The organism is Actinospica acidithermotolerans (assembly GCF_018139625.1).
Lineage (GTDB): Bacteria > Actinomycetota > Actinomycetes > Streptomycetales > Catenulisporaceae > Actinospica > Actinospica acidithermotolerans.
This window is the reverse complement of sequence record NZ_JAGSOH010000005.1, coordinates 128,223-148,484: the sequence shown is the minus strand read 5'-3', so window position 1 is coordinate 148,484 and position 20,262 is coordinate 128,223. Positions and strand designations below refer to the sequence as shown.

The following is a 20,262-nucleotide window of genomic DNA, read 5'->3' as shown; positions in this document are numbered from 1 at the left end:
CGCGCTCGTCCCGTTCGCTCAGAGCAGAGCCGAAAGGGGCTCCCGGGACGGCGCGCTCTGCCTACTCTGAGGGCATGGAGACACGCGCACACGATGACCGCCCCCGACGTGAGCCGCTCTGGCGGGACCTGATCGGCGACGTGCTGCGCCGCGAGCGGCAGGCCCAGGCGCGCACGCTGCAGGAGGTGGCGGACGCGGCGCGCATCTCCATGCCGTATCTCTCCGAGCTGGAGCGCGGCCGCAAGGAGGCCTCCTCGGAGATCCTCGCGGCCACGGCCCGCGCCCTCGGATTGCGCCTGTCCGACCTGGTCAGCCTCGCGAACAGCCGCCTCGGCGAATACGAGACCGCGATGGCCGCCCAGCCGGCCCCGGCCCACGCCTCTTCCGGCGCGCACGGCGCCCGCGGGGCCCTCGCGCTGGCGGCGTAGGCGCGGAATCCTCCGGCGGTCTTCTCAGAGCCCGATGCGGCGGGCCGGGGTCGACGGGCGGATCTTCGCGAGCGACTCCAGGATCGCGTCGACCAGGCCGTGCTCGACCGCCTCCCGCGCGGTGAACCGCCGCTCCACGTCCTGCGGGCGCTCGGGCCGGCGCACCACGATCCGCGCGCTGGGCAGGGCGTAGCGCTTGCCGGGCGTGCCGGCCGTGAGCAGGACCTGGCCCATGCCCGCGACCAGGCCGGTCGCCACGGTGGCGACGTCGTTCGGGATCAGCCGGAGCACGTCGTGGACCGCGAGGCCGGCCGTCGCCGTGCCGCCGGAGCTGTTGATGTAGAGGCGGATCTCGTCGCGCGGGTTCTCCGCGGAGAGCAGCAGCAGCTGCGAGCAGATCCGCTGCGCGGTCACGTCGTCGACTTCGCTGCCGACGAAGATGATCCGCTGGGCGAGGAGCTGGTTGGCGAGGTGGTCGTCGAAAGTCGCGGACATGCTTCCACTCTCGCCCGCGCGCGGGCGGAAATCACCCGAATCTGCTGACAGCAGAGCGCCGTACCGCACCGCGTGCACCCCGCTCGCCCCCCGCCCGGCCCGAGGATCGGCTCCCGTCGATCACCGGCCGGATTACGCGCTTAACGCGCCCGCGAGAGAACGCTCACATCAGCCGGTACGCCACCGTTCGGACGGCCGGCGCATGGGACCATGGTTGACACTGGATGAGCGAGCGCGACGACGAGAAGCTGCGCAGGAAGAAGGCAAGACCGCGATCATGACTACTCAGCCCAACGCCTCCTATTCGTACACGGTGCGCCTGGAGGCCCCGTCCCGCGGCAACGCGGTGTCCAAGCTGACGCGAACCGTGGAGGACGCGGGGGGCGAGATCACGGCGCTCGACGTCTCGGGCTCCGGCAACGACCGGCTGCGCATCGACGTCACCATCGCGGCGTACTCGAGCGCGCACGCCGCCCAGATCACCGACGGCCTCAAGGCCGTCGAGGGCATCGAGGTCGGCCGCGTCTCCGACCGCACCTTCCTGCTGCACCTCGGCGGCAAGATCGAGATGGCCTCGAAGGTCCCGCTGCGCAACCGCGACGACCTGTCCATGGCGTACACGCCGGGCGTCGCGCGCGTGTGCAAGGCGATCGCCGACAACCCGGAGGACGTGCGCCGGCTGACCATCAAGCGCAACTCGATCGCCGTGGTCACCGACGGCTCCGCGGTGCTCGGGCTCGGCAACATCGGGCCGATGGCCGCGCTGCCGGTGATGGAGGGCAAGGCGGCGCTGTTCAAGCGCTTCGCGGGCATCGACGCGTGGCCGATCTGCCTGGACACCCAGGACACCGAGGAGATCATCCGCACGGTCAAGGCCATCGCGCCGGGCTTCGCCGGGATCAACCTCGAGGACATCTCGGCGCCGCGCTGCTTCGAGATCGAGCGGCGGCTGCGCGAGGACCTGGACATCCCGGTCTTCCACGACGACCAGCACGGCACCGCGATCGTCGTGCTCGCCGCCATGACCAACGCGCTGCGCGTGGTCTCCAAGGACCTGTCCGCGGTGCGCATCGTCTGCTCCGGCGCGGGCGCCGCGGGCACCGCGATCATCAAGCTGCTGCTCGACGCGGGCGCCAAGGACATCACCGTCGCCGACTACCACGGGGTCGTGCACCTCGGCCGCGATGACCTGGGCGCCGAGGACTCGGACCTGCGCTGGGTCGCCGAGCACACCAACCCGGCGGGCTACACCGGCACCCTGCGCGAGGCGCTGGCCGGGGCCGACGTGTTCATCGGGGTCTCCGCGCCGAACATCCTGACCGGCGCCGACATCGCCACGATGGCGGCCGGATCGATCGTGTTCGCGCTGGCCAACCCGGACCCGGAGGTGGACCCGGAGTCGGCGCGGGAGCACGCCGCGGTGGTGGCCACCGGCCGCAGCGACTACCCGAACCAGATCAACAACGTGCTCGCCTTCCCCGGCTTCTTCCGCGGCCTGCTGGACGCGCAGAGCCATGAGATCCGGCCGGAGATGCTGGTCGCGGCGGCCCGGGCGCTGGCCGACGTGGTCAAGGAGGACGAGCTGAACGCCAACTTCATCGTGCCCTCGGTGTTCGACCCCGAGGTCGCGACGAACGTGGCGGCCGCGGTCAAGAACGTGGCCGTCGCCGCCAGGTGAGCTGATCCGACGCGACGTCAGGGCCCGTGCCCGCCCACGCGGGCGGGCACGGGCCCCGGGCGGCTACGGGATGAGCAGGACCTTGCCGGTCGTGGCCCGGCCGGCCAGGGCGGTGTGCGCGTCGGCCGCCTCGGCGAGCCGGAAGCGCGCGCCGATACGGATCTTCAGGCTGCCGTCGGCGACCGCCGCGAGGATCTCGCCCGCGCGCCACTCGAGCTCCTCGCGCGTCACGATGTGGTCCACGAGCGTCGGGCGGGTCAGGAAGAGCGAGCCCAGCCGGTTGAGCACCTGCGGGTCGAAGGCCGGCACCGGGCCCGACGCGCCGCCGTACAGGGCCAGCAGGCCGCGCCTGCGCAACGACCTGAGTGAGGCCTCGAAGGTGGTCTTGCCGACGCCGTCGTAGACCACGTCCACGCCGCGGCCGTCGGTGAGCGCGCGCACCTCGGCGGCCAGATCCGCGACCTCGGTGTAGTCGATCACGGCTTCGGCGCCCGCCTCGCGGGCCAGCGCGGCCTTCGCCGCGGTCGACGTCGTGCCGATGACGCGGGCGCCCTTGCTCGTGGCGATCTGGGTGAGCAGCAGGCCCATGCCGCCCGCCGCCGCGTGGACGAGCGCGATGTCCCCGGCCTTGAGCGGCCAGGTGGAGTTCGTCAGGTAATGGGCTGTCATGCCCTGGAGCATCGCGGCGGCCGCGGTCTCCAGGTCCACGCCCTCGGGCACGTGCACCAGGCGGTCGGCCCGCACGACGTCGTACTCGGCGTACGAGCCGGTGTTGCCGTCCGCCCAGGCCACGCGATCGCCCACGGCCAGGCCGGTGACCCCCTCGCCGAGCGCGGCGACCGTGCCCGCGCCCTCGCCGCCCGGAACCGCGGGCAGCGGGCGCGGGTACAGCCCCGTGCGCACGTAGATGTCGATGAAGTTGACGCCCGCGGCCGCCACCCTCACCAGCACCTGGCCGGGCCCCGCCGCGGGGGCCTCGACCTCGGAGTACTCCAGGACCTCGGGTCCGCCGGTCTTCGTCACATATGCCGCATGCATGAGGCTCATGCCTCTGCGAACGTTCGGCTCTAGCTCGGGAATTCCACCTGAGCGCCGAGCGCCTGCAGCTTCGTGCCGAAGTCCTCGTAGCCGCGGCTGATCAGCGAGATGCCGTGCACGCTGGAGGTGCCCTGCGCCGCGAGCGCCGCGATCAGGTAGGAGAATCCGGCCCGCAGGTCCGGGATCACCAGGTCGGTCGCGTGCAGCTTCGTCGGTCCGGAGATCACCGCCGAGTGCATGAAGTTGCGCTGGCCGAAGCGGCAGGGCGTGCCGCCGAGGCACTCCCGGTACAGCTGGACCTGCGCGCCCATGTCGATCAGCGCCTTGGTGAAGCCGAGCCGCTTCTCGTACACGGTCTCGTGCACGATCGACAGACCCTGCGCCTGCGTCAGCGCGACGACCATCGGCTGCTGCCAGTCGGTCTGGAAGCCCGGGTGCACGTCCGTCTCCAGCGCCAGCGCGCTGAGCGGACCGCCCGGGTGCCAGAAGCGGATGCCGGTCTCGCCGGGCTCGTCCTCGACCTCGAAGGCGCCGCCGACCCGCCGGAAGACGTTCAGGAACGTCATCATCGGGCCCTGCAGCGCGCCGCGCACCAGCACGTCGCCCCCGGTGGCCAGCGCCGCGCACGCCCAGGAGGCGGCCTCGAGCCGGTCCGGCAGCGCGCGGTGCCGGTAGCCGCTGAGCGAGTCCACCCCGGTGATGTGGATGACCCGGTTGTCCAGCACCGAGATGATCGCGCCCATCTTCTGCAGGACGGCGATCAGGTCCTGGATCTCCGGCTCCGTGGCCGCGTTGCGCAGCTCGGTCACGCCCTCGGCGAGCACCGCCGTCAGCAGCACCTGCTCGGTGGAGCCGACGCTCGGGTAGGGCAGCGTGATCTTCGTGCCGCGCAGCTTCTGCGGGGCCGAGATGTGCAGGCCCTCGGGGCGCTTGTCCACCACGGCGCCGAACGCGCGCAGCGCGTCGAGGTGGAAGTCGATCGGCCGGTCGCCGATGCGGCAGCCGCCGAGGTCCGGGATGAAGGCGTGGCCGATCCGGTGCAGCAGCGGGCCGCACAGCAGGATCGGGATCCGGCTCGACCCGGCGTGCGCGGCGATCTCGGCGTGGTCGGGCCGGTCCACCGAGGTCGGGTCGAGCACCAGGTCGCCGGGCTGCTCGCCCGCGCTCACGGTGACGCCGTGCGCCTCGAGCAGGCCGGTGACGATGCGCACGTCGCTGATCTGCGGCACGTTGCGCAGCAGGCTCGGGCCGTCGCCCAGCAGGGCCGCCACCATGGCCTTGGGGACCAGGTTCTTGGCGCCGCGCACGGTGACCTCGCCGGTGAGCGGCGTGCCGCCGGTGACCCGGATGAGGTCCGCGGAGTCGAACGCCTCGGACGGTTCGGCGGGCCGGGGCAGGGTAGTGGCTGGACTAGTCATGGCTCCAAGTGCGGGTTGACGAGGGGCGGTCGCACGGGACGTCAGTCTGCCAGAGACGCACCGGCTGTGCCCAACGCCGCACGCGCGTCCTCTCGCCTGTCAGTATGTACTCCATGGGTGTGGCGCATGTCCGACACTGAGCTGACCGGGCGACTGCTGGTGGCGACTCCGCTGCTGGTGGACCCCAATTTCGACCGCACCGTGGTGCTGGTGCTCGATCACGACACCGACGGCACCCTCGGCGTGGTGATCAACCGGCCCACGACGGTGCCGGTGAACGAGGTCCTGCCCGCGTGGAGCGAGCTGGCCGGCCCCATGCCGATGGTCTTCCAGGGCGGCCCGGTCGCCCTCGACTCGGCGCTCGGCCTGGCCGAGCTGCGCGCGCTGCCCCGCGGCGAGGACCCGGACCCGCTCGGCTGGCGCCGCGTGCACGGCGACCTGGGCCTGGTGGACCTGGACCTGCCGCCGGAGCTGCTGGCCGCCGAGATCTCGGCCTTCCGGGTCTACGCGGGCTACGCCGGATGGAGTGCCGGGCAGCTGGAGCGGGAGCTGGGCCAGGGCGCCTGGTACGTGGTCGACGCGGCCCCCGCGGACGCCTTCACCCTCTCCCCGGAGCTCGCCTGGCGCACCGTGCTGCGCCGCCAGCGCGGCGGCCTCGCCCTGCTCAGCACGTTCCCGGACGACCCCGAGCTCAACTGACCTTGATAAGCACTCCACAGGCGGCCCGGCGACCTTCTACACTCGGGGTTATGAGCACCGTAGAAGAGATGACCGTATCGGGCGGGACGTCCACGCTGATCGAAGAGCGGACCGACTACCGCACCGACGACGGCGACCACGAGCGCTTCTCGCACTACGCGCCCAAGGACAAGATCACCGAGGCGATGGTGTTCGGCACGCCGATCACCGCGCTGTGCGGGAAGACGTGGGTGCCGAGCCGCGACCCGAAGCGCTATCCCATCTGCCCGACCTGCAAGGAGATCTACGAAGGCCCGGGCTGGGCCGACGACAACTCCGACGACAAGGCGGGGAAGTCCGGCGGCGAGTCCTGACGCGCGGCCGCGCCCCGCGCCCAGCGCCGACCAGTCCACCCCCTCGTAGACAAAAAAGACAAAGCCCTCCATGCCGGTGTCCACCCCCGTAGCGGCCCTGCGCCCGACCGAGCTCGAGCCCGCGGTCGAGGCCCTGGCCGCGCAGCCTGATCTGTGCGTGCTGGCCGGCGGGACGGAGCTGATGGTGCTGGCCAACGCCGGAAGGCTGCGGCCGGGCGGCTTCCTGCTGATCGACCGGATCCCCGAGCTGCGCGGGGTCTGGTTCACCGAGCAGGAGGTCATCATCGGCGCCGCCACGACCTGCGCCGATCTGACGCACCCGGACCTGCGCGCGGTGCTGCCCGCCCTCGCCCAGGCCGCCCGCGCGATAGGCTCCGCCGCCCTGCGCACCCGGGCCACCCTCGGCGGCAACCTGGCCTCCGGCAAGCGCCTCGGCGGCGGCCCGGCGCCGCTGCCCGGGCGCGACATGCTCACGACGCTGATAGCGCTCGGCGCGGTCGCGGTGTGCCGCACCCGGCACGACTGGCGGCAGGTCCCGGTCGCCGGGCTCTACGCCAGGGACGGCGGCGTGCAGCTGCAGCCCGGCGAGCTGATCACCGCGTTCCGGCTGCCGCTCGGCACCGGCCAGCAGGGCTTCATGAAGATCGGCACCCGCGGCGGACCGGGGCGGCCGGTGCTCACGCTCGCCCTGGTCGTCGACCCGTCCACCCGCCAGGTCGCCTGCGCGATCGGCGGGCACGGGCCGGTGCCGGCGCGGGTGGACCACGCCGGGCAGTGGCTGCAGGCGCACGTGGACTGGGAGGCGGGCGCGATCCCGGACCCGGGGACGTACCAGACCTTCGCCCGGCTGGTGGCCGAGGGCCTGCTGGCCCCGCTCACCGCCGGCCCGGCCGGCGCCTCCACCTCGCGCATCCCGGACGAGTACCGCAGGCAGGCCGCCGAGGTCTGCGCGCGCCGCGCGCTGGTCCGGGCGCTGCCGCCCTCGGGCTGGCTGGAGCAGGTGAAGCAGTACCAGATCAAGGCGGAGCTGATGCGCGCGCGCTCGGCCGTGGAGCGGGCCGAGCGCGGCCTGCCGCAGGCGCCGCCGGTGCCGGGCCCGATCACCGGGCCGATCAACGTGCCGGGGCTCGGCGCGCTCGGCGCGCGCACGGACATCACGATCCCGGCGCAGGGCAACGGGGGGCGGGCACAGTGAGCGGGCTTGCGAGCGAGCCGTGGGGCGCAGAGCCCGAGCGCCTGCCGAGCGCCGACGAGGCGGGCGCATGAGCGAGGCCCACGACTTCGATCAGTACGACTTCCTCTCGGCGGACTCCTCGAACGAGCTGGAGATCGACCCGCTCGCGGGCAGCGGCACGTACACCGTGGTGAGCAGCCTGCCGAGCCAGGTCCAGCACGCGGCCGAGGCGGTGGCCGGGCCGCCGATCCCGCCGGCGTCCGGTCCGTTCGCGACGGTGTCGATCCGCTGCACGGTGAACGGCGAGCCGGTCGAGGTGCCCGAGGTCTGGGTCGCGGACAGCCTGCTGTTCGTGCTGCGGGACCGGCTCGGCCGCACCGCCGCGAAGGACGGCTGCGGCGAGGGCGAGTGCGGGGCGTGCCTCGTGCTGCTGGACGGCGAGCCGGTGCTCGGCTGCCTGACGCCCGCGCTGGTGGCCGAGGGTTCCTCGGTGACCACGCCCGAGGCGTACGGCGACGGCGACGAGGTCTCCGGCGCCCTGGCCGCGCACTGCGGCGCCGGATGCGGCTACTGCCTGCCGGGCATCGGCCTGACCACGCGCGCGCTGCTGGCCCGTCAGCCCGAGCCGAGCGAGGCGGCGATTCGCGAGTCGCTCTCCGGCCACCTGTGCCGCTGCCTGCCTCCCGGCCACTTCATCGATGCCGTGAACGAGGCGGCGCAGGCGGTGAAGCGGCGTGGATAAGCCCTCTGCGCTTCCCGGCTTCCTGATCGGCGAGCAGCTGCCGGCCGAGGTCGCGGCGGCGGCGCCGGTCGACGTCGTCGCGGCCCCGGCGTACGCGGCGGTCGATCCGCCCGCGGACGGCATCGGCAAGGCGGTGCCCGCCGCGAAGGCCGCGGGCCGCTACCCGTACGCGGCGGATCGTCCCGGCGGCCCCGGCATGCTCTACGCGGCGCTGGCCCGCAGCCCGTACCCGCACGCCGCGCTGCTGAACATCGACGTCAAGCCCGCGCTGGACATCCCCGGAGTGCACGCCGTGCTCGCCGGCCAGGAGCTCGGCGTGACGGCGGTCGAGTACCGCGGGCAGTGCGTGGCGGTGGCCGCCGCCGACCATCCCGCGCTGGCCAGGGCCGCGCTGGACGCCGTCGAGATCACCTACGCGCCGGGCGAGCCGCTGCTCGACGCGCGCCAGGTCTTCGCCGCGGCGCGCCGCACCGGAAACGACTCGCGCGTGGCCGCGTACCGCCGGTACACGCTGGGCGAGGGCGGCGACCTGGCCGAGCCCGACGAGGGCGAGAGCACGGTCATGTACGGGTACGAGTTCGGCCGCGGCGCCGATCCGGCCGCCGCGCCCGGCGCCGTGCTCGCCGTGCCGCACTTCGCGCAGGACGGCCACGGCGGGCTGCGGCTGGTCGCGCTCGACCTGCACACGGCGTGCGCCGACCCGATGCGCGACCTGCGCGCGGTCTCCGCCGCCCTGGGCCTGCCGATCGAGGCGATCCACCTGGTCCCGGCGCCGTTCACCGGCACCAGGTCCGGCGACGACCCCGATCTGCGGGTGGCCGCCGCGCTGCTCGCGCTGCGCACCGGACGGCCGGTGCGGGCCGAGGGCGGTCCGGCCGACCGGCTCGCGGGCGACGCGGGCACCCCGGCGATCCGGGTGCACGCCACGCACCGCGTCGACGCCGAGGGCACCTTGCTCGCCGTCCGGGTGGAGCTGGTCGTGGACGGCGGCGCCGACCCGGCCGGTGCCGAGCCGCTGCTCGACGAGCTGTGCCGCAGCGTCGTCGGACCGTACCGCTGCGAGAACGTGGACATCCAGGGCTGGGTCGTGCGCACGCACAACCCGCCGGCCGGTCCGTGGCCCGGCGGCGCCGCGATGGTGGCCGCGGTGGTCGCCGAGGCGCAGATCGACGCGGCCGCGGCGGCCTGCGGGCGCGGTCCCCTCGACCTGCGCGTCAGGAACCTGATCCGCTCCGGCGACCATCTGCCGGACGGCCGGCGGCTGGCCGGCGCGGTCCCGCTGCCTGAGCTGCTGACCGCGCTTCTCGACACGCAGATGCCGCCGTTCCCGCCGGGCCCGGACATCCGGACGTTCCCCGGCACGGTCGGCCGCACCGGCGAGCTGACCCGGGTGCGCCGCGGCGCGGGCATCGCGCTCGCCATGGTGGACCTGGTGCCGCCGGAGCTCGGCGAGGAGTTCGCGAGCGCCCAGGTCGCGCTGACCTCGGACGTCAACGGCCCGATCGTGCACGTGGCGACGAGCATGGTGGACACCGGCAACGGCCAGCACGCGCTGCTGCGCAAGATGGCCCGCGAGATCCTCGGCGTGCGCCGGGTGATCGTGCGGCGTCCGGCGAATCCGGCGGACCTGCCCGCGACGGCGATCGGCCCGGGGCGTACGACGTGGCTGCACTGCATGGCCGTGCAGCGCGCGGCCCGCGCGGCGCGGTCGCAGGCCCTGGCGAAGATCGCCGCGCAGTTCGCCGTCTCCCCCCAGCTGCTCGAGGTGCGCGACGGCATGGTCGTCACCTACGACGGCACGCTCTCCAAGCCGGTCGAAGAGGTCTACGCGCAGGTGCTGCGCGGCGCCGCGGTGTACGTCGCGAACGGCGAGTTCCGCGTGCACGGTTCGGGCGCGCCGTCTCCCGGCGTGTTCGTGCCCGAGCCCGGCACCGCGCACGTGGCCGTCGCCGCGTACCGCGCGGTCGTGGACGCCGACACCGAGCTGCACACGCTGCGGCCGGTCCGGGTCACGGCCGCCCACGACGCGGGCCGCGTGCTGCTGCCGGAGCGGGCGCAGGCCGCGGTCGGGTCTGGCGTGCTCACCGCCGTCGACTTCGTCTTCAACGCGCAGGCCGAGGAGATCGACCTGGCCGGCGCCGAGCTCGGCGGCTTCGGCGCGCTCGGGCCCGGCCAGTTCCCGACGATGCTGGAGCAGCCGGAGCTGGAGCTGCTGCCGTTCGCGGAGTCCTCGATCGGCGAGCTCGACTCGACGATGCTGCGCCGACGCGGGTTCGCCGCGCCGCTGCCGCTGGGCTACATCCCGGTACGCCGCGCCGCGTACGCCGCGTGTGCCGCCGCACTGGCCTGCGCGACGCGCGACGCGCTGGAGGCGCACCCGACGCGGATGCCACTGCGGCCGTGGGGCGTGAGCAACTGACGCGGCGTCACCCGACGGTTGGGTGGGCCGCGCGACGCGTCTGAGGCGCACCTGACGCGGATGCCGCTGCGGCCGGGAAGCGTGACGCGCCGGAGGCGCACCCGACGCGGATGCCGCTGCGGCCGTGGGGCGTGAGCAACTGACGCGGCGTCACGCGACGGCGGCTTCGGTCAGCTCCAGCCCGATCCGCGTCCGTAGCGCGCAGCGTCCGTAGCGCCCGCAGCGCGCAGCGTCCGTAGCGCCCGCAGCAGCCGCAGCAGCCGCAGCGCCCGCAGCAGCCGGTCCTCCTCCAGCCGGTAGCGCGCCTCCCACGCGGCGCCGGCCAGGCTGTGCGCATCTCCGCCTCTTCGCCTGCCGGGGCGCTCAGCGCACCGCGCGCGGATCACGGAGGCCGGCGTCCGGTGTAACAGGTGGATAACCCATTGGGCTATGACATACCATCCTGAGGTGACCACGCTCTCCGCCGCCGCCCCCGCCCAGCCCGCAGCCTCGGAGAGCATCCTCAGCCCGCGGTATCTGGCCGTGACGATCGGCTTCGTCGCCTCGATCCTGCTCACCGCCTTCGAGGCGATGGCCGTGGGCGCGGCGATGCCGGTCGCGGTCGCGAAGCTGCACGGCCTGCCGTACTACTCGCTCGCGTTCTCGGCGTACCTGACGACCAGTCTGCTCGGCATGGTCCTGAGCGGGCAGCGCTCCGACCGCAGCGGGCCGCGGCTGCCCTGCCTCGGCGGCATCGCGCTGTTCGGCGTCGGGCTGCTCACCGCGGGCACGGCGACGACGATGGCGCAGTTCGTGCTCGGCCGCGCGATCCAGGGCCTGGGCGGCGGACTCGTCATCGTGGCGCTGTACGTCCTCGTCGGCCGCGCCTACCCGGAGCACCTGCGCGGCAAGGCGTTCTCCGCGATGGCCACGTGCTGGGTGCTGCCCGGCGCGGTAGGCCCGGTGATCGCGGGCGTGCTCACCGAGGATCTGAGCTGGCGTTGGATCTTCCTCGGCACGGCGGTGCTGATCGTCATCCCGCTCGTGCTGCTCGCCGGGCCGCTGCGCGACCTGCCGCGGGTCGAGGCGGCCGAGCGCGACGAGGCGGAGAACGCGCGGCTGCGCCGGATCCGCGTGGCCGCCGGCGTCACGGCGCTCGGCGCCGGGCTGCTGGAGCTCGGCAGCCAGGAGATCAACCTCGTCGGCCTGATCCTCGCGCCGATCGCGATCGCGCTGCTCGTCCCGAGCGTCCCCCGGCTGCTCCCGGCCGGCACGCTGCGCGCGCGCCGCGGCCTGCCCACCGTGATCCTGATGCGCGGGCTGATGGCGGGCTCGTACTTCGGCATCGAGGCCTTCCTCCCGCTGATGCTGGAGCAGCACCGCGGCATGAGCGTCACGTTCGCGGGCCTGTCGCTGGTCACGGCGACCGTCGGCTGGGCGATCTCCTCGTGGGCGATCAACCAGCCGGCCGTCGCGACCCGCCTGTCCAAGCCCGCCCGCGTCCGCACCGGAATCGCCGTCTGCGGCCTGTCCCTCATCGGCGACATCGTCGCGGTCAGCACCGCCACCCCCCTGTGGACCGTCGCCCTCGCGATGGGCTTCGCCTCGCTCGGCGCCGGAATGGCGTTCCCCACCGTGAGCCTGCTCACCCTCGAGCTCTCCGAGCCCGAGGAGCAGGGCACGAACTCGGCCTCGCTCCAGGTCGCCGACGGCATCACCAGCACCCTCGCGATCGCCCTCGGCGGCAGCATCTACCACGCCATGAGCACCGACGGCTCCTCCGGCGGCGTCTACGTGCTGCTCTACGCGTTGTACATCGGCATCGCCGCGGTGGCATGGATGCTCGCCCCGCGGGTGCGCCGGGCCTGAGTCCACGGAACGTTTCCCGTTCTGTCGGCGGCGCCCGGTACGGTGGAAGACCGCGCCGACCGAGCAACGCCGCCACGGCGGCCCAGTCGACACTTGAGGGGACGACGTCACCGTTGAGCACCAACGCCGCCTCACACCTGTCTCCGGCGTACCCGGACCGGGCACCGTGGGGGACCGCGGGCAAGCTGCGGGCCTGGCAGCAGGCCGCCCTGGACGAGTATCTGAAGCGCGAGCCGCGCGACTTCCTGGCGGTCGCGACGCCGGGCGCCGGCAAGACGACGTTCGCGCTTCGGATCGCGACGGAGCTGTTGGACCGTCACATCGTGCAGCAGATCACCGTCGTGGCGCCGACCGAGCACCTCAAGCACCAGTGGTCCGAGGCCGCGAAGCGGGTCGGGATAGGGATCGACCCGACGTACTCGGGCTCCTCGGGCGGCACCTCGCGGGACTACACCGGCATCGCCGTGACGTACGCGGGTGTGGCGGCGCATCCGATGCTGCACCGCTCGCGGGTGGAGAACCGGCGCACGCTGGTCATCCTCGACGAGATCCACCACGCGGGCGACGCGCTGGCCTGGGGTGACGCGATCAACGAGGCCTTCGAGCCGGCGGCGCGGCGCCTCGCGCTGACCGGGACGCCGTTCCGCTCGGACATCGCGCAGATCCCCTTCGTCGAATACGCGCCGGACGCCGAGGGCGTGCGCCGCTCGGTCGCCGACTACACCTACGGGTACGGCGCCGCCCTCGCGGACGGCGTCGTGCGGCCGGTCATCTTCCTGTCGTACGCGGGCCAGATGCGCTGGCGCACCAAGGCCGGGGACGAGATCGCCGCCTCGCTCGGCGAGCCGATGACGCAGGACGCGGTCAGCCAGGCCTGGCGTACCGCGCTGGATCCGGCGGGCAACTGGATGCCCTCGGTGCTGCGCGCGGCCGACCGGCGGCTGACCGAGGTGCGCAAGTCCGTGCACGACGCGGGCGCGCTGGTCATCGCCACCGACCACTTCGCCGCCCGCGCGTACGCCAAGATGCTGCGCGACATCACCGGCGAGTCGCCGACCGTCGTGCTCTCCGACGACCCCAAGGCCTCATCGAAGATCGAGAAGTACAGCGAGAGCGAGTCGCGCTGGATGGTCGCGGTTCGGATGGTGTCCGAGGGCGTGGACGTCCCCCGGCTGGCCGTCGGCGTCTACGCCACCTCGATCTCCACGCCGCTGTTCTTCGCGCAGGCCGTCGGCCGGTTCGTGCGCGCCCGAAAGCGCGGCGAGACCGCCTCCGTCTTCCTGCCCTCGGTGCCGATGCTCGTCCAGTTCGCCAACGAACTCGAGCTGCAGCGCGACCACGTCCTGGACCGCAAGAAGCGCGACGACGACATGTGGTCCGAGGAGGAGGACCTGCTCGCCGACGCCAACGCGGAGAAGAACGAGACCGACCTCGGCGAATTCAAGTTCGAGGCGCTGGAGTCGGAGGCCAACTTCGACCGGGTCATGTTCGACGGCGGCGAGTACGGTCTCGCGGCCGCGCCGGGCAGCGCGGACGAGGCGGACTACCTCGGCATCCCCGGGCTGCTCGAGCCGGAGCACGTGCGCACCCTGCTGCAGAAGCGCCAGACCCGGCAGATCGCCCGGCAGCGCGGCCAGAAGGCCGGCCCGGACGGCGCGCCCGCGCTGCCCGCGCAGGAGCGCCCGGTGGTCAGCCACCAGCAGCTGCTGAGCCTGCGCAAGGAGCTGCACACGCTGGTCGGCGCCTGGCATCACCAGTCCGGCCTGCCGCACGGCGTCATCCACAACGACCTGCGGCGCAGCTGCGGCGGGCCGCCCGCGGCGCAGGCCACGGCGGCCGAGCTGCGGGCCCGGATCGACAAGGTCAGGGCCTGGGCCGCCGGCCGGGACAAGCAGCGCTGAAAGCCCGCTTTCCGGACCCGGCCCGCCCCGTCGCGCTTAGCCGCTGACAGACCGCGTGTTTAGACTGCTGCCGTGACGACAAGCACGGCGACCCCGGCGGGCGAACACCATCCCGAGACCTCGCAGACCCTGGACCGGGGCCTGCGCGCGCTCGAAGAACTGGCGGAGGTCCCCGGCGGCCTGACCGTGACGGAGCTGGCCGACCGGCTCAGCGTGAACCGGACGATCGTCTACCGGCTGCTGGCCACCCTGGAACTGCACGGCCTGGCCAGGCGCGACTCCTCCGGCCGGGCCCGGCTGTCCATCGGCGTGCTGGCGCTGGCCAGGCAGGTGCAGCCGCTGCTGCGCGAGGCCGCGACGATCCCGCTGCGCCGGCTGGCCGAGGAGGTCGGCGCGACCGCGCACCTGACCGTCGTGGACGGCAGCGAGGCGCTCGCCGTCGCAGTGGTCGAGCCCACCTGGACCGACTACCACGTGGCCTACCGGGTCGGCTCGCGGCACGCGCTGGACCGCGGCGCGGCCGGACGGGTGATCCTCAACTACCGGGAGAACAAGAGCGCCGGCTACCTGATCACGGACGGCGAGCTGCAGTTCGGCGCGTACGGCATCGCGGCCCCGGTGGTCGACGTGCCGGGCGTCGAGGCCTCAGTCGGCGTGATCTCCTTCGGCCAGCTCGACCCCAACCGCACCGGCCCGCGGGTGATCCGGGCCGCCACCGAGGTCGCCAGCGCCCTGCGCTGAGCCCTCGGACGTCGCGGACGCCACGGACGCCACGGACGTCGCGGGAACCGAAGGCGCCGGTGCCGGCACCGCGCACGCGGGCGTGGCGCCGGGCATCCGGTAGCGGTTCTTCGCGATCAGCCGGTAGACGAGCTCGGCCAGCCAGGAGATCGGCGGAACCAGCATCAGCGCGCCGACCGGCCGGAACGGCCAGCGCGAGCGCAGCAGCGTCCGGGCGACGGCGGCGGAGCCGTGCGGGATCGGCCGCGTGACGGACGTGCGCGGGCCGAGCCACTGCACCGACGAGGTCACCGCCTCTTGCGACAAGCCGTGCGCCGCCAGATCCAGGTTCTGCCACGGTACGAAGCGCACCGCCGGCCGGCACCAGCGCTCGGCCCAGTGCACGGTCGATGTGCAGAATCCGCAGTCCCCGTCGAACACCAAGGTCGGTTTCGCAACGCCTGCCATACCCTCAGCGTACGCGGGGCCGGAGACCCGCCTCTCGACGGCCTGCCAGACCCGGTCGGACAGGAACACCGCGTCGCCGACCAGCATCATCAGCGAGAAGAACGGCAGGCCGAGCAGCACGGCGATGCTCAGGTGCATTCCGGCGAGGACGACCAGCGACGGGTACTTGAGCTTCGGCGAGAAGACCGCGAACGGGAACGCGACCTGCACGAACACCGTGACGTAGCCCGCGAGCGCGAGCAGCACGGTGTGCGCGAGCAGCCAGGAGTCGAGGGCCGGCCAGGGCTGGAACCAGTGCAGCCGCAGCACGAAGCCCATCGCGGTGCCGTCCTGCCACATCGAGCCCTGCACCTTGTACAGCCCCGCCGTCGCGTATATGACGCAGACCTGGAAGGCGATCACCAGCACGGCGCCGTTGTGCAGCACGTTCGCGACCTGCTCGCGGACCGCGCGGAGTTCGAGCCGCCATTCCGGCACCTCGGCTGTGCCGGTGTCGGCCGCGTCGTGCGCCGCGTCGTCCGTTGGACGTGAACGCAGCCGCCGCGCGTCCAGCGACCAGTGCCTGCCGCAGCGGGTGAAGCAGAGGAAGAGCGACATGATCATCAGGACGTTGTCGCCGCCGTCCGTGATCAGCGGGCTGCGGTTCTCCAGCGCGACGACGACGAAGCAGAACAGCAGTGAACTGATCCGGGTGCGCCAGCCGAGCGCGAACAGCACCCCGGCCACGACGGCGAGCGCGTAGAAGGCCTCGAAGGCGCCGCTGCCGAGCCCGGCGACCGCGGTGAGCCAGTCCCGGATCCAGCCGAACATCGGGATCTGCGCCTCGTACGCGCGCGCCATCGCCGGCGTCCAGGGCGCGTTCGGGCCCCAGGCGGTGAGCCGTTCGTTGAAGGAGGAGAGCAGGTACAGCGTCCAGAGCGTGCCGTAGCCGATGCGCAGCGCCGCGGTTCCGCGCGCCGCGACGGCCGATTCGGTGATCCTTCTGTAGGCGTTCCAGAAGCGGTTCACGACTGCGTCACCGGCCACCACGGCATCATCGCCGTCTGCGGGGCGGTCTGCGCGGCCGTGCGGCCCTCGCCGGAGAGAAGCGTCGTGACGAACCGCACCTGGATGGAGTCGATGGTCTGCGACTCATGCGGCCGCAGGTAGGTGAGGACGAGGTTCTCCAGGTATCCCTGCGCCGTGCCGGCCAGCGGCGAGTTGGCGAGCGGAATGCCGGTCGAGGTGTGCGTCTGGATGAACTTGATCCACGCATTGCGCATCGCGTTCATCGTCAGGTGGCTCGGCGCCGGGTCGCCGTCCGTCTGCGCCTCGTCGATCGCCGAGAGGTTCACCCACGAGGTCACGGCCGCGGACGGCCCGACGCTGGCGCGCGCGTCGACCTCGACGTTCTCCGAGATCGGGTTAGGAGCGAACAGCTGCCAGTTCTGCATCTGCAGCGGCGTCATCCACCAGGAGACCTGTGCGGCGTACGCCTTGGAGATCACATTGGCCGGCGCGTTGTAGAGGAACGACGCGGCCATCTGGCAGCCCACCAGCGCCAGCGTGACGAGTACCGTCACGCCGACGAGCGCGCGCGACCAGTGCCGCGTCGGCCTCCGGGGTATCGCCTGCTCGGTCACCGCGCCGAGACTACCCGGAGACTCATGAAGACGCAGCGGCCTGCGCCAACTGCACGACCCGCAGCGGGATCGGGTTCTCCATCGCGATCATGGTCGAGGTGCGCACGATCCCGTCGAAGTCGATCAGCCGGTCGATCACGTGCTGCAGGTCCAGGTTGGAGCGCGCCACGATCCGGCAGAGCATGTCCCCGCTGCCGGTCACGGTGTGCATCTCCAGCAGCTCGGGCACCGTAGCGAGGTGCGCGCGCACGTCCCGGCCGCGGCCCTGGGCGATCTCCAGCGTCGCGAAGGCCGTCACCGGATAGCCGAGCGCCTCCGGGTCGAGCTGCGGTCCGAAGCCGCGCACGACGCCGTCCGCCTGCAGCCTGTCGAGCCGCGCCTGCACGGTTCCGCGGGCCACGCCGAGGCGGCGCGAGGCCTCCATCACGCCGACCCGCGGCTCCTCGTCGAGCAGCCGGATCAACCGGGCGTCCAGCTCGTCCACGGCCATGGCCCCGATCACGCTCGCAATCTGTACAAGTTGCCGACCGAAATTACCGTTCCACTGGTCATTATGTATATCATAATCGCAAACTATTGACCACTCTGCGGAGCGCGGGCACGATCACGGTCATGACCGACCTGATGCACGAGACCCCCGCAGCGACCTCCGCCGGCGCATCCTCCGAGGACCCGTTCCCCGTCAAGGGCATGGACGCGATCGTCTTCGCCGTGGGCAACGCCAAGCAGGCCGCGCACTACTACGCCACCGGCTTCGGCATGCGGCTGGTCGGCTACTCGGGCCCGGAGACCGGCAGCCGGGACGTCGCCTCCTACGTGCTGACCTCCGGCTCGGCCCGCTTCGTGTTCAACGGACCGGTCCGCGCGGGCACCGAGCTCGGCGCGCACATCGCCGCGCACGGCGACGGCGTGACCGATCTGGCGATCCAGGTGCCGGACGTGCACAAGGCCTACAAGTACGCGGTCGAGCACGGCGCCAAGGGGCTCGAGGAGCCGCATGAGGTCACGGACGAGCACGGCACCGTCGTCCTCGCCGCCATCGCCACCTACGGCGAGACCCGGCACACCCTCGTCGACCGCTCCCGGTACCAGGGTCCTTACCTGCCGGGCTACGTCGCGCGCGAGCCGATCGTCGCCGCGCCGGAGAAGCGCTACTTCCAGGCCGTGGACCACTGCGTGGGCAACGTCGAGCTCGGCAAGATGGACGAGTGGGTCGAGTTCTACCGGCACGTCATGCACTTCACGAACATGGCCGAGTTCATCGGCGACGACATCGCCACCGACTACTCGGCGCTGATGTCGAAGGTCGTCGCGGACGGCACCCGCAAGGTCAAGTTCCCGCTCAACGAGCCGGCCGTCAGCCGCCGCAAGTCGCAGATCGACGAGTACCTGGAGTTCTACGGCGGCCCGGGCGTGCAGCACATCGCGCTGGCCACCAACGACATCATCCGCACCGTCGACGAGATGCGCGCGGCCGGCGTGGAGTTCCTGGACACCCCGGACTCCTACTACGAGGACGAGGAGCTGCGCTCCCGGATCGGCAGCGTGCGGGTCCCGGTGGCGGAGCTGCAGGCGCGCAAGATCCTGGTCGACCGGGACGAGGACGGCTACCTGCTGCAGATCTTCACCAAGCCGGTGCAGGACCGGCCGACGGTCTTCTTCGAGCTGATCGAGCGGCACGGCTCGCTCGGCTTCGGCAAGGGCAACTTCAAGGCCCTGTTCGAGGCCATCGAGCGGGAGCAGGAGCGTCGCGGGAATCTCTGAACTCGGCTAATCTCTTCCGCGGAGAATGGAACAGGCCGTCGGGGGAGGGGACCTTGAGCACCGGAAATCCGCCTGCCGGATATTACGCGGATCCGTCGATTCCGGGATATATCCGTTACTGGGACGGCAACGAATGGGTCGCGGGGACCAGCAGGCCCGCGCCGGACGAGGCGGAGCGGCAGGCCGCGGAGCAGGGGCTCGCCGCCTCGCAGGCGGACGCGGTCCCCGCGGACAGCTCCGGCACCTGGACGCCGGAGCCCGCGGCCGCCGCCGCGGCCTCGCCGGACCACTCGCAGGCCGCCGCCGCGGGACGCAGCGGCGCACGGGGGTACGCCCAGGTCCCGCAGCAGCCGCAACCGCCGCGCGAGGATCCGCAGGTCCCGCAGCAGCCGGTGGTTCAGCCGCAGGTCCAGCCGGACACGCAGGCGCAGTCGCAGGTCCAACCGGACACGCAGGCGCAGTCGCAGGCCCAGCCGCGGTTCCCGGCCCAGCCGCAGCAGTACGCGCAGCCCGCGCCGCAGGAGCCCGTTGCGCAGCCGCAGCGGGTACCGCAGGTCCCGCAGCAGCCGGTGGTTCAGCCGGACTTGCAGCCACAGGGGGTCCCGCAGCAGCCGGTGGCCCCGTCGCAGGTCCAGCCGGACTTGCAGCCGCAGTTCCCGGCCCAGCCACAGCAGCACGCGCAGAGCCCTGCGTCGGCGCCGGCGACGCACCGAACGGCCACTCCTGTGCCGAGCCCGCGGCAGCCGCAGCTGCAGCCCGAGCCGCCGCAGCAGGCCGAGTCGGTCGCCACCATGATCGTTCCCTCGGCGTTCGCGCCGAGCCAGCGCACCGGCACCTACCGGCTGCCCGGGCTGAGCACCAACCCCTTCGCGGGGCTGCCCGGGACCGGCTTCGGCGCGTCCACCGGGCCGGACGACGAGGACGGCGAGGGCGAGGCCACCGTCGTCGAGCTGGCCACGCCCGGCTCCCGCTTCCTGGGCCGCATCATCGACCTCGGCATCGCCGCGATCTTCTCCGCGCCGATCACCGTGACCCTGCTGCTGATCGCGCACCGGCACGACCACCAGTACGTGCTCCGGCTCGACGCCGAGGCCACGACCACGTACACCACGCTCGGCATGGACGCCGTGGGCATCGCGCTGTGGGCGGGCGCGCTGCTCGCCTTCGTGATCGTCTCGGTCGCCTACGAGGGCTACCGGCTCGGCCGCGGCGGCCAGACCTTCGGCAAGCGCCTGGCCGGCGTGCAGATCGTGCAGCTGCCGAGCGGGCAGCCGCTGCGCACGAGCGGAGTCGGAACCCGCAGGGCCCTGTTCTTCTGGGCGCTCGCGATCATCCCGCTGGTCGACATCTTCGCGCTCGGCGGGGTGCTCTGGGGGCGGCCCTACCGGCAGGGCGTGCACGAGAAGGCGACCTCCACGGTCACCGTCAAGGCATGAGCCTGATCCGAGCGAACGCAAGGGCCCGCACATTGCATGTGCGGGCCCTTGCTTGTTCT

General features: G+C 72.8%; 19 protein-coding genes. 12 read left to right on the top strand and 7 right to left on the bottom strand.

Going from position 1 to position 20,262, the window contains the following annotated elements; translation table 11 throughout:
* Positions 1-74 precede the first annotated feature (74 nt).
* A complete protein-coding gene (locus tag KDK95_RS36695) occupies positions 75-428 on the top strand; it encodes a helix-turn-helix domain-containing protein (RefSeq protein WP_212516590.1) in 354 nt (117 codons plus the stop codon).
* 24 nt (positions 429-452) lie between these two features.
* Here KDK95_RS36695 and KDK95_RS03930 read toward each other — a convergent pair whose 3' ends face one another.
* Positions 453-923, bottom strand: coding sequence for an ATP-dependent Clp protease proteolytic subunit (locus KDK95_RS03930; RefSeq protein WP_212516589.1), 471 nt, complete (start codon positions 921-923; stop codon positions 453-455).
* A 277-nt stretch (positions 924-1,200) separates the two neighbouring features.
* On the opposite strand from KDK95_RS03930, the gene KDK95_RS03925 reads away from it, so the two are divergent.
* The gene (locus tag KDK95_RS03925) at positions 1,201-2,601 is read left to right on the top strand and encodes an NAD-dependent malic enzyme (protein WP_212516588.1); all 1,401 of its coding nucleotides are present in this window, start codon (positions 1,201-1,203) and stop codon (positions 2,599-2,601) included.
* Between the two features lie 63 nt (positions 2,602-2,664).
* Here the strand turns inward: KDK95_RS03925 and KDK95_RS03920 are convergent, their stop codons facing one another.
* Together KDK95_RS03920 and murA are read right to left on the bottom strand one after the other, a co-directional pair.
* A complete protein-coding gene (locus tag KDK95_RS03920; RefSeq protein WP_212516607.1) occupies positions 2,665-3,639 on the bottom strand; it encodes a quinone oxidoreductase family protein in 975 nt (324 codons plus the stop codon).
* Between the two features lie 29 nt (positions 3,640-3,668).
* On the bottom strand, positions 3,669-5,057 hold the full coding sequence (murA, locus tag KDK95_RS03915; protein ID WP_212516587.1) for a UDP-N-acetylglucosamine 1-carboxyvinyltransferase: 1,389 nt from the start codon (positions 5,055-5,057) through the stop codon (positions 3,669-3,671).
* A 126-nt stretch (positions 5,058-5,183) separates the two neighbouring features.
* On the opposite strand from murA, the gene KDK95_RS03910 reads away from it, so the two are divergent.
* The 5 genes from KDK95_RS03910 to KDK95_RS03890 all read left to right on the top strand — a co-directional run bounded on the left by KDK95_RS03910 (position 5,184) and on the right by KDK95_RS03890 (position 10,444).
* On the top strand, positions 5,184-5,756 hold the full coding sequence (locus tag KDK95_RS03910) for a YqgE/AlgH family protein (protein WP_212516586.1): 573 nt from the start codon (positions 5,184-5,186) through the stop codon (positions 5,754-5,756).
* Positions 5,757-5,806: 50 nt separating this feature from the next.
* Positions 5,807-6,109 (top strand): DUF3039 domain-containing protein, encoded by a 303-nt coding sequence (locus KDK95_RS03905; protein WP_212516585.1) that lies wholly within the window; start codon positions 5,807-5,809, stop codon positions 6,107-6,109.
* Between the two features lie 70 nt (positions 6,110-6,179).
* Entirely contained in the window at positions 6,180-7,304 is a 1,125-nt protein-coding gene (locus KDK95_RS03900) for an FAD binding domain-containing protein (RefSeq protein ID WP_212516584.1), read from the top strand.
* 67 nt (positions 7,305-7,371) lie between these two features.
* Positions 7,372-8,025: a (2Fe-2S)-binding protein gene (locus KDK95_RS03895; RefSeq protein ID WP_212516583.1), complete on the top strand. Its 654-nt coding sequence runs from the start codon at positions 7,372-7,374 to the stop codon at positions 8,023-8,025.
* On the top strand, positions 8,018-10,444 hold the full coding sequence (locus tag KDK95_RS03890; protein ID WP_212516582.1) for a xanthine dehydrogenase family protein molybdopterin-binding subunit: 2,427 nt from the start codon (positions 8,018-8,020) through the stop codon (positions 10,442-10,444). Before KDK95_RS03895 ends, KDK95_RS03890 begins: the two co-directional genes overlap by 8 nt.
* A 170-nt stretch (positions 10,445-10,614) precedes the next feature.
* Here the strand turns inward: KDK95_RS03890 and KDK95_RS03885 are convergent, their stop codons facing one another.
* A complete protein-coding gene (locus KDK95_RS03885) occupies positions 10,615-10,830 on the bottom strand; it encodes a hypothetical protein (RefSeq protein WP_212516581.1) in 216 nt (71 codons plus the stop codon).
* Positions 10,831-10,891: 61 nt separating this feature from the next.
* On the opposite strand from KDK95_RS03885, the gene KDK95_RS03880 reads away from it, so the two are divergent.
* The 3 genes from KDK95_RS03880 (at position 10,892) to KDK95_RS03870 (ending at position 14,934) form a co-directional block, all read left to right on the top strand.
* Positions 10,892-12,292 (top strand): MFS transporter, encoded by a 1,401-nt coding sequence (locus KDK95_RS03880; protein WP_212516580.1) that lies wholly within the window; start codon positions 10,892-10,894, stop codon positions 12,290-12,292.
* 113 nt (positions 12,293-12,405) lie between these two features.
* Positions 12,406-14,193, top strand: coding sequence for a DEAD/DEAH box helicase (locus KDK95_RS03875; RefSeq protein ID WP_249160180.1), 1,788 nt, complete (start codon positions 12,406-12,408; stop codon positions 14,191-14,193).
* Between the two features lie 72 nt (positions 14,194-14,265).
* Complete coding sequence (locus tag KDK95_RS03870; protein ID WP_212516578.1) at positions 14,266-14,934, top strand: IclR family transcriptional regulator; 669 nt, start codon at positions 14,266-14,268, stop codon at positions 14,932-14,934.
* Here the strand turns inward: KDK95_RS03870 and KDK95_RS03865 are convergent.
* The 3 genes from KDK95_RS03865 to KDK95_RS03855 are packed head-to-tail and all read right to left on the bottom strand — an operon-like array spanning position 14,839 to position 17,493.
* On the bottom strand, positions 14,839-16,407 hold the full coding sequence (locus tag KDK95_RS03865) for a DCC1-like thiol-disulfide oxidoreductase family protein (protein ID WP_212516577.1): 1,569 nt from the start codon (positions 16,405-16,407) through the stop codon (positions 14,839-14,841). The genes KDK95_RS03870 and KDK95_RS03865 overlap by 96 nt on opposite strands.
* Entirely contained in the window at positions 16,386-17,003 is a 618-nt protein-coding gene (locus tag KDK95_RS03860; protein ID WP_212516576.1) for a DUF5819 family protein, read from the bottom strand. Before KDK95_RS03860 ends, KDK95_RS03865 begins: the two co-directional genes overlap by 22 nt.
* A 22-nt stretch (positions 17,004-17,025) precedes the next feature.
* Positions 17,026-17,493, bottom strand: coding sequence for an Lrp/AsnC family transcriptional regulator (locus KDK95_RS03855; RefSeq protein ID WP_212516606.1), 468 nt, complete (start codon positions 17,491-17,493; stop codon positions 17,026-17,028).
* Positions 17,494-17,627: 134 nt separating this feature from the next.
* On the opposite strand from KDK95_RS03855, the gene hppD reads away from it, so the two are divergent.
* Together hppD and KDK95_RS36690 are read left to right on the top strand one after the other, a co-directional pair.
* Positions 17,628-18,767, top strand: a complete 1,140-nt coding sequence (hppD, locus tag KDK95_RS03850) for a 4-hydroxyphenylpyruvate dioxygenase (protein ID WP_212516605.1) — start codon at positions 17,628-17,630, stop codon at positions 18,765-18,767.
* Between the two features lie 53 nt (positions 18,768-18,820).
* Positions 18,821-20,203 (top strand): RDD family protein, encoded by a 1,383-nt coding sequence (locus KDK95_RS36690; RefSeq protein WP_212516575.1) that lies wholly within the window; start codon positions 18,821-18,823, stop codon positions 20,201-20,203.
* The last annotated feature ends 59 nt before the right edge of the window (positions 20,204-20,262 follow it).

Coding starts and splice junctions, on each gene's coding strand:
- KDK95_RS36695 (WP_212516590.1), top strand. CDS start 75: ATGGAGACACGCGCACACGATGACCGCCCCCGACGTGAGCCGCTCTGG.
- KDK95_RS03930 (WP_212516589.1), bottom strand. CDS start 923: ATGTCCGCGACTTTCGACGACCACCTCGCCAACCAGCTCCTCGCCCAG.
- KDK95_RS03925 (WP_212516588.1), top strand. CDS start 1,201: ATGACTACTCAGCCCAACGCCTCCTATTCGTACACGGTGCGCCTGGAG.
- KDK95_RS03920 (WP_212516607.1), bottom strand. CDS start 3,639: ATGCATGCGGCATATGTGACGAAGACCGGCGGACCCGAGGTCCTGGAG.
- murA (WP_212516587.1), bottom strand. CDS start 5,057: ATGACTAGTCCAGCCACTACCCTGCCCCGGCCCGCCGAACCGTCCGAG.
- KDK95_RS03910 (WP_212516586.1), top strand. CDS start 5,184: ATGTCCGACACTGAGCTGACCGGGCGACTGCTGGTGGCGACTCCGCTG.
- KDK95_RS03905 (WP_212516585.1), top strand. CDS start 5,807: ATGAGCACCGTAGAAGAGATGACCGTATCGGGCGGGACGTCCACGCTG.
- KDK95_RS03900 (WP_212516584.1), top strand. CDS start 6,180: ATGCCGGTGTCCACCCCCGTAGCGGCCCTGCGCCCGACCGAGCTCGAG.
- KDK95_RS03895 (WP_212516583.1), top strand. CDS start 7,372: ATGAGCGAGGCCCACGACTTCGATCAGTACGACTTCCTCTCGGCGGAC.
- KDK95_RS03855 (WP_212516606.1), bottom strand. CDS start 17,493: ATGGCCGTGGACGAGCTGGACGCCCGGTTGATCCGGCTGCTCGACGAG.
- hppD (WP_212516605.1), top strand. CDS start 17,628: ATGCACGAGACCCCCGCAGCGACCTCCGCCGGCGCATCCTCCGAGGAC.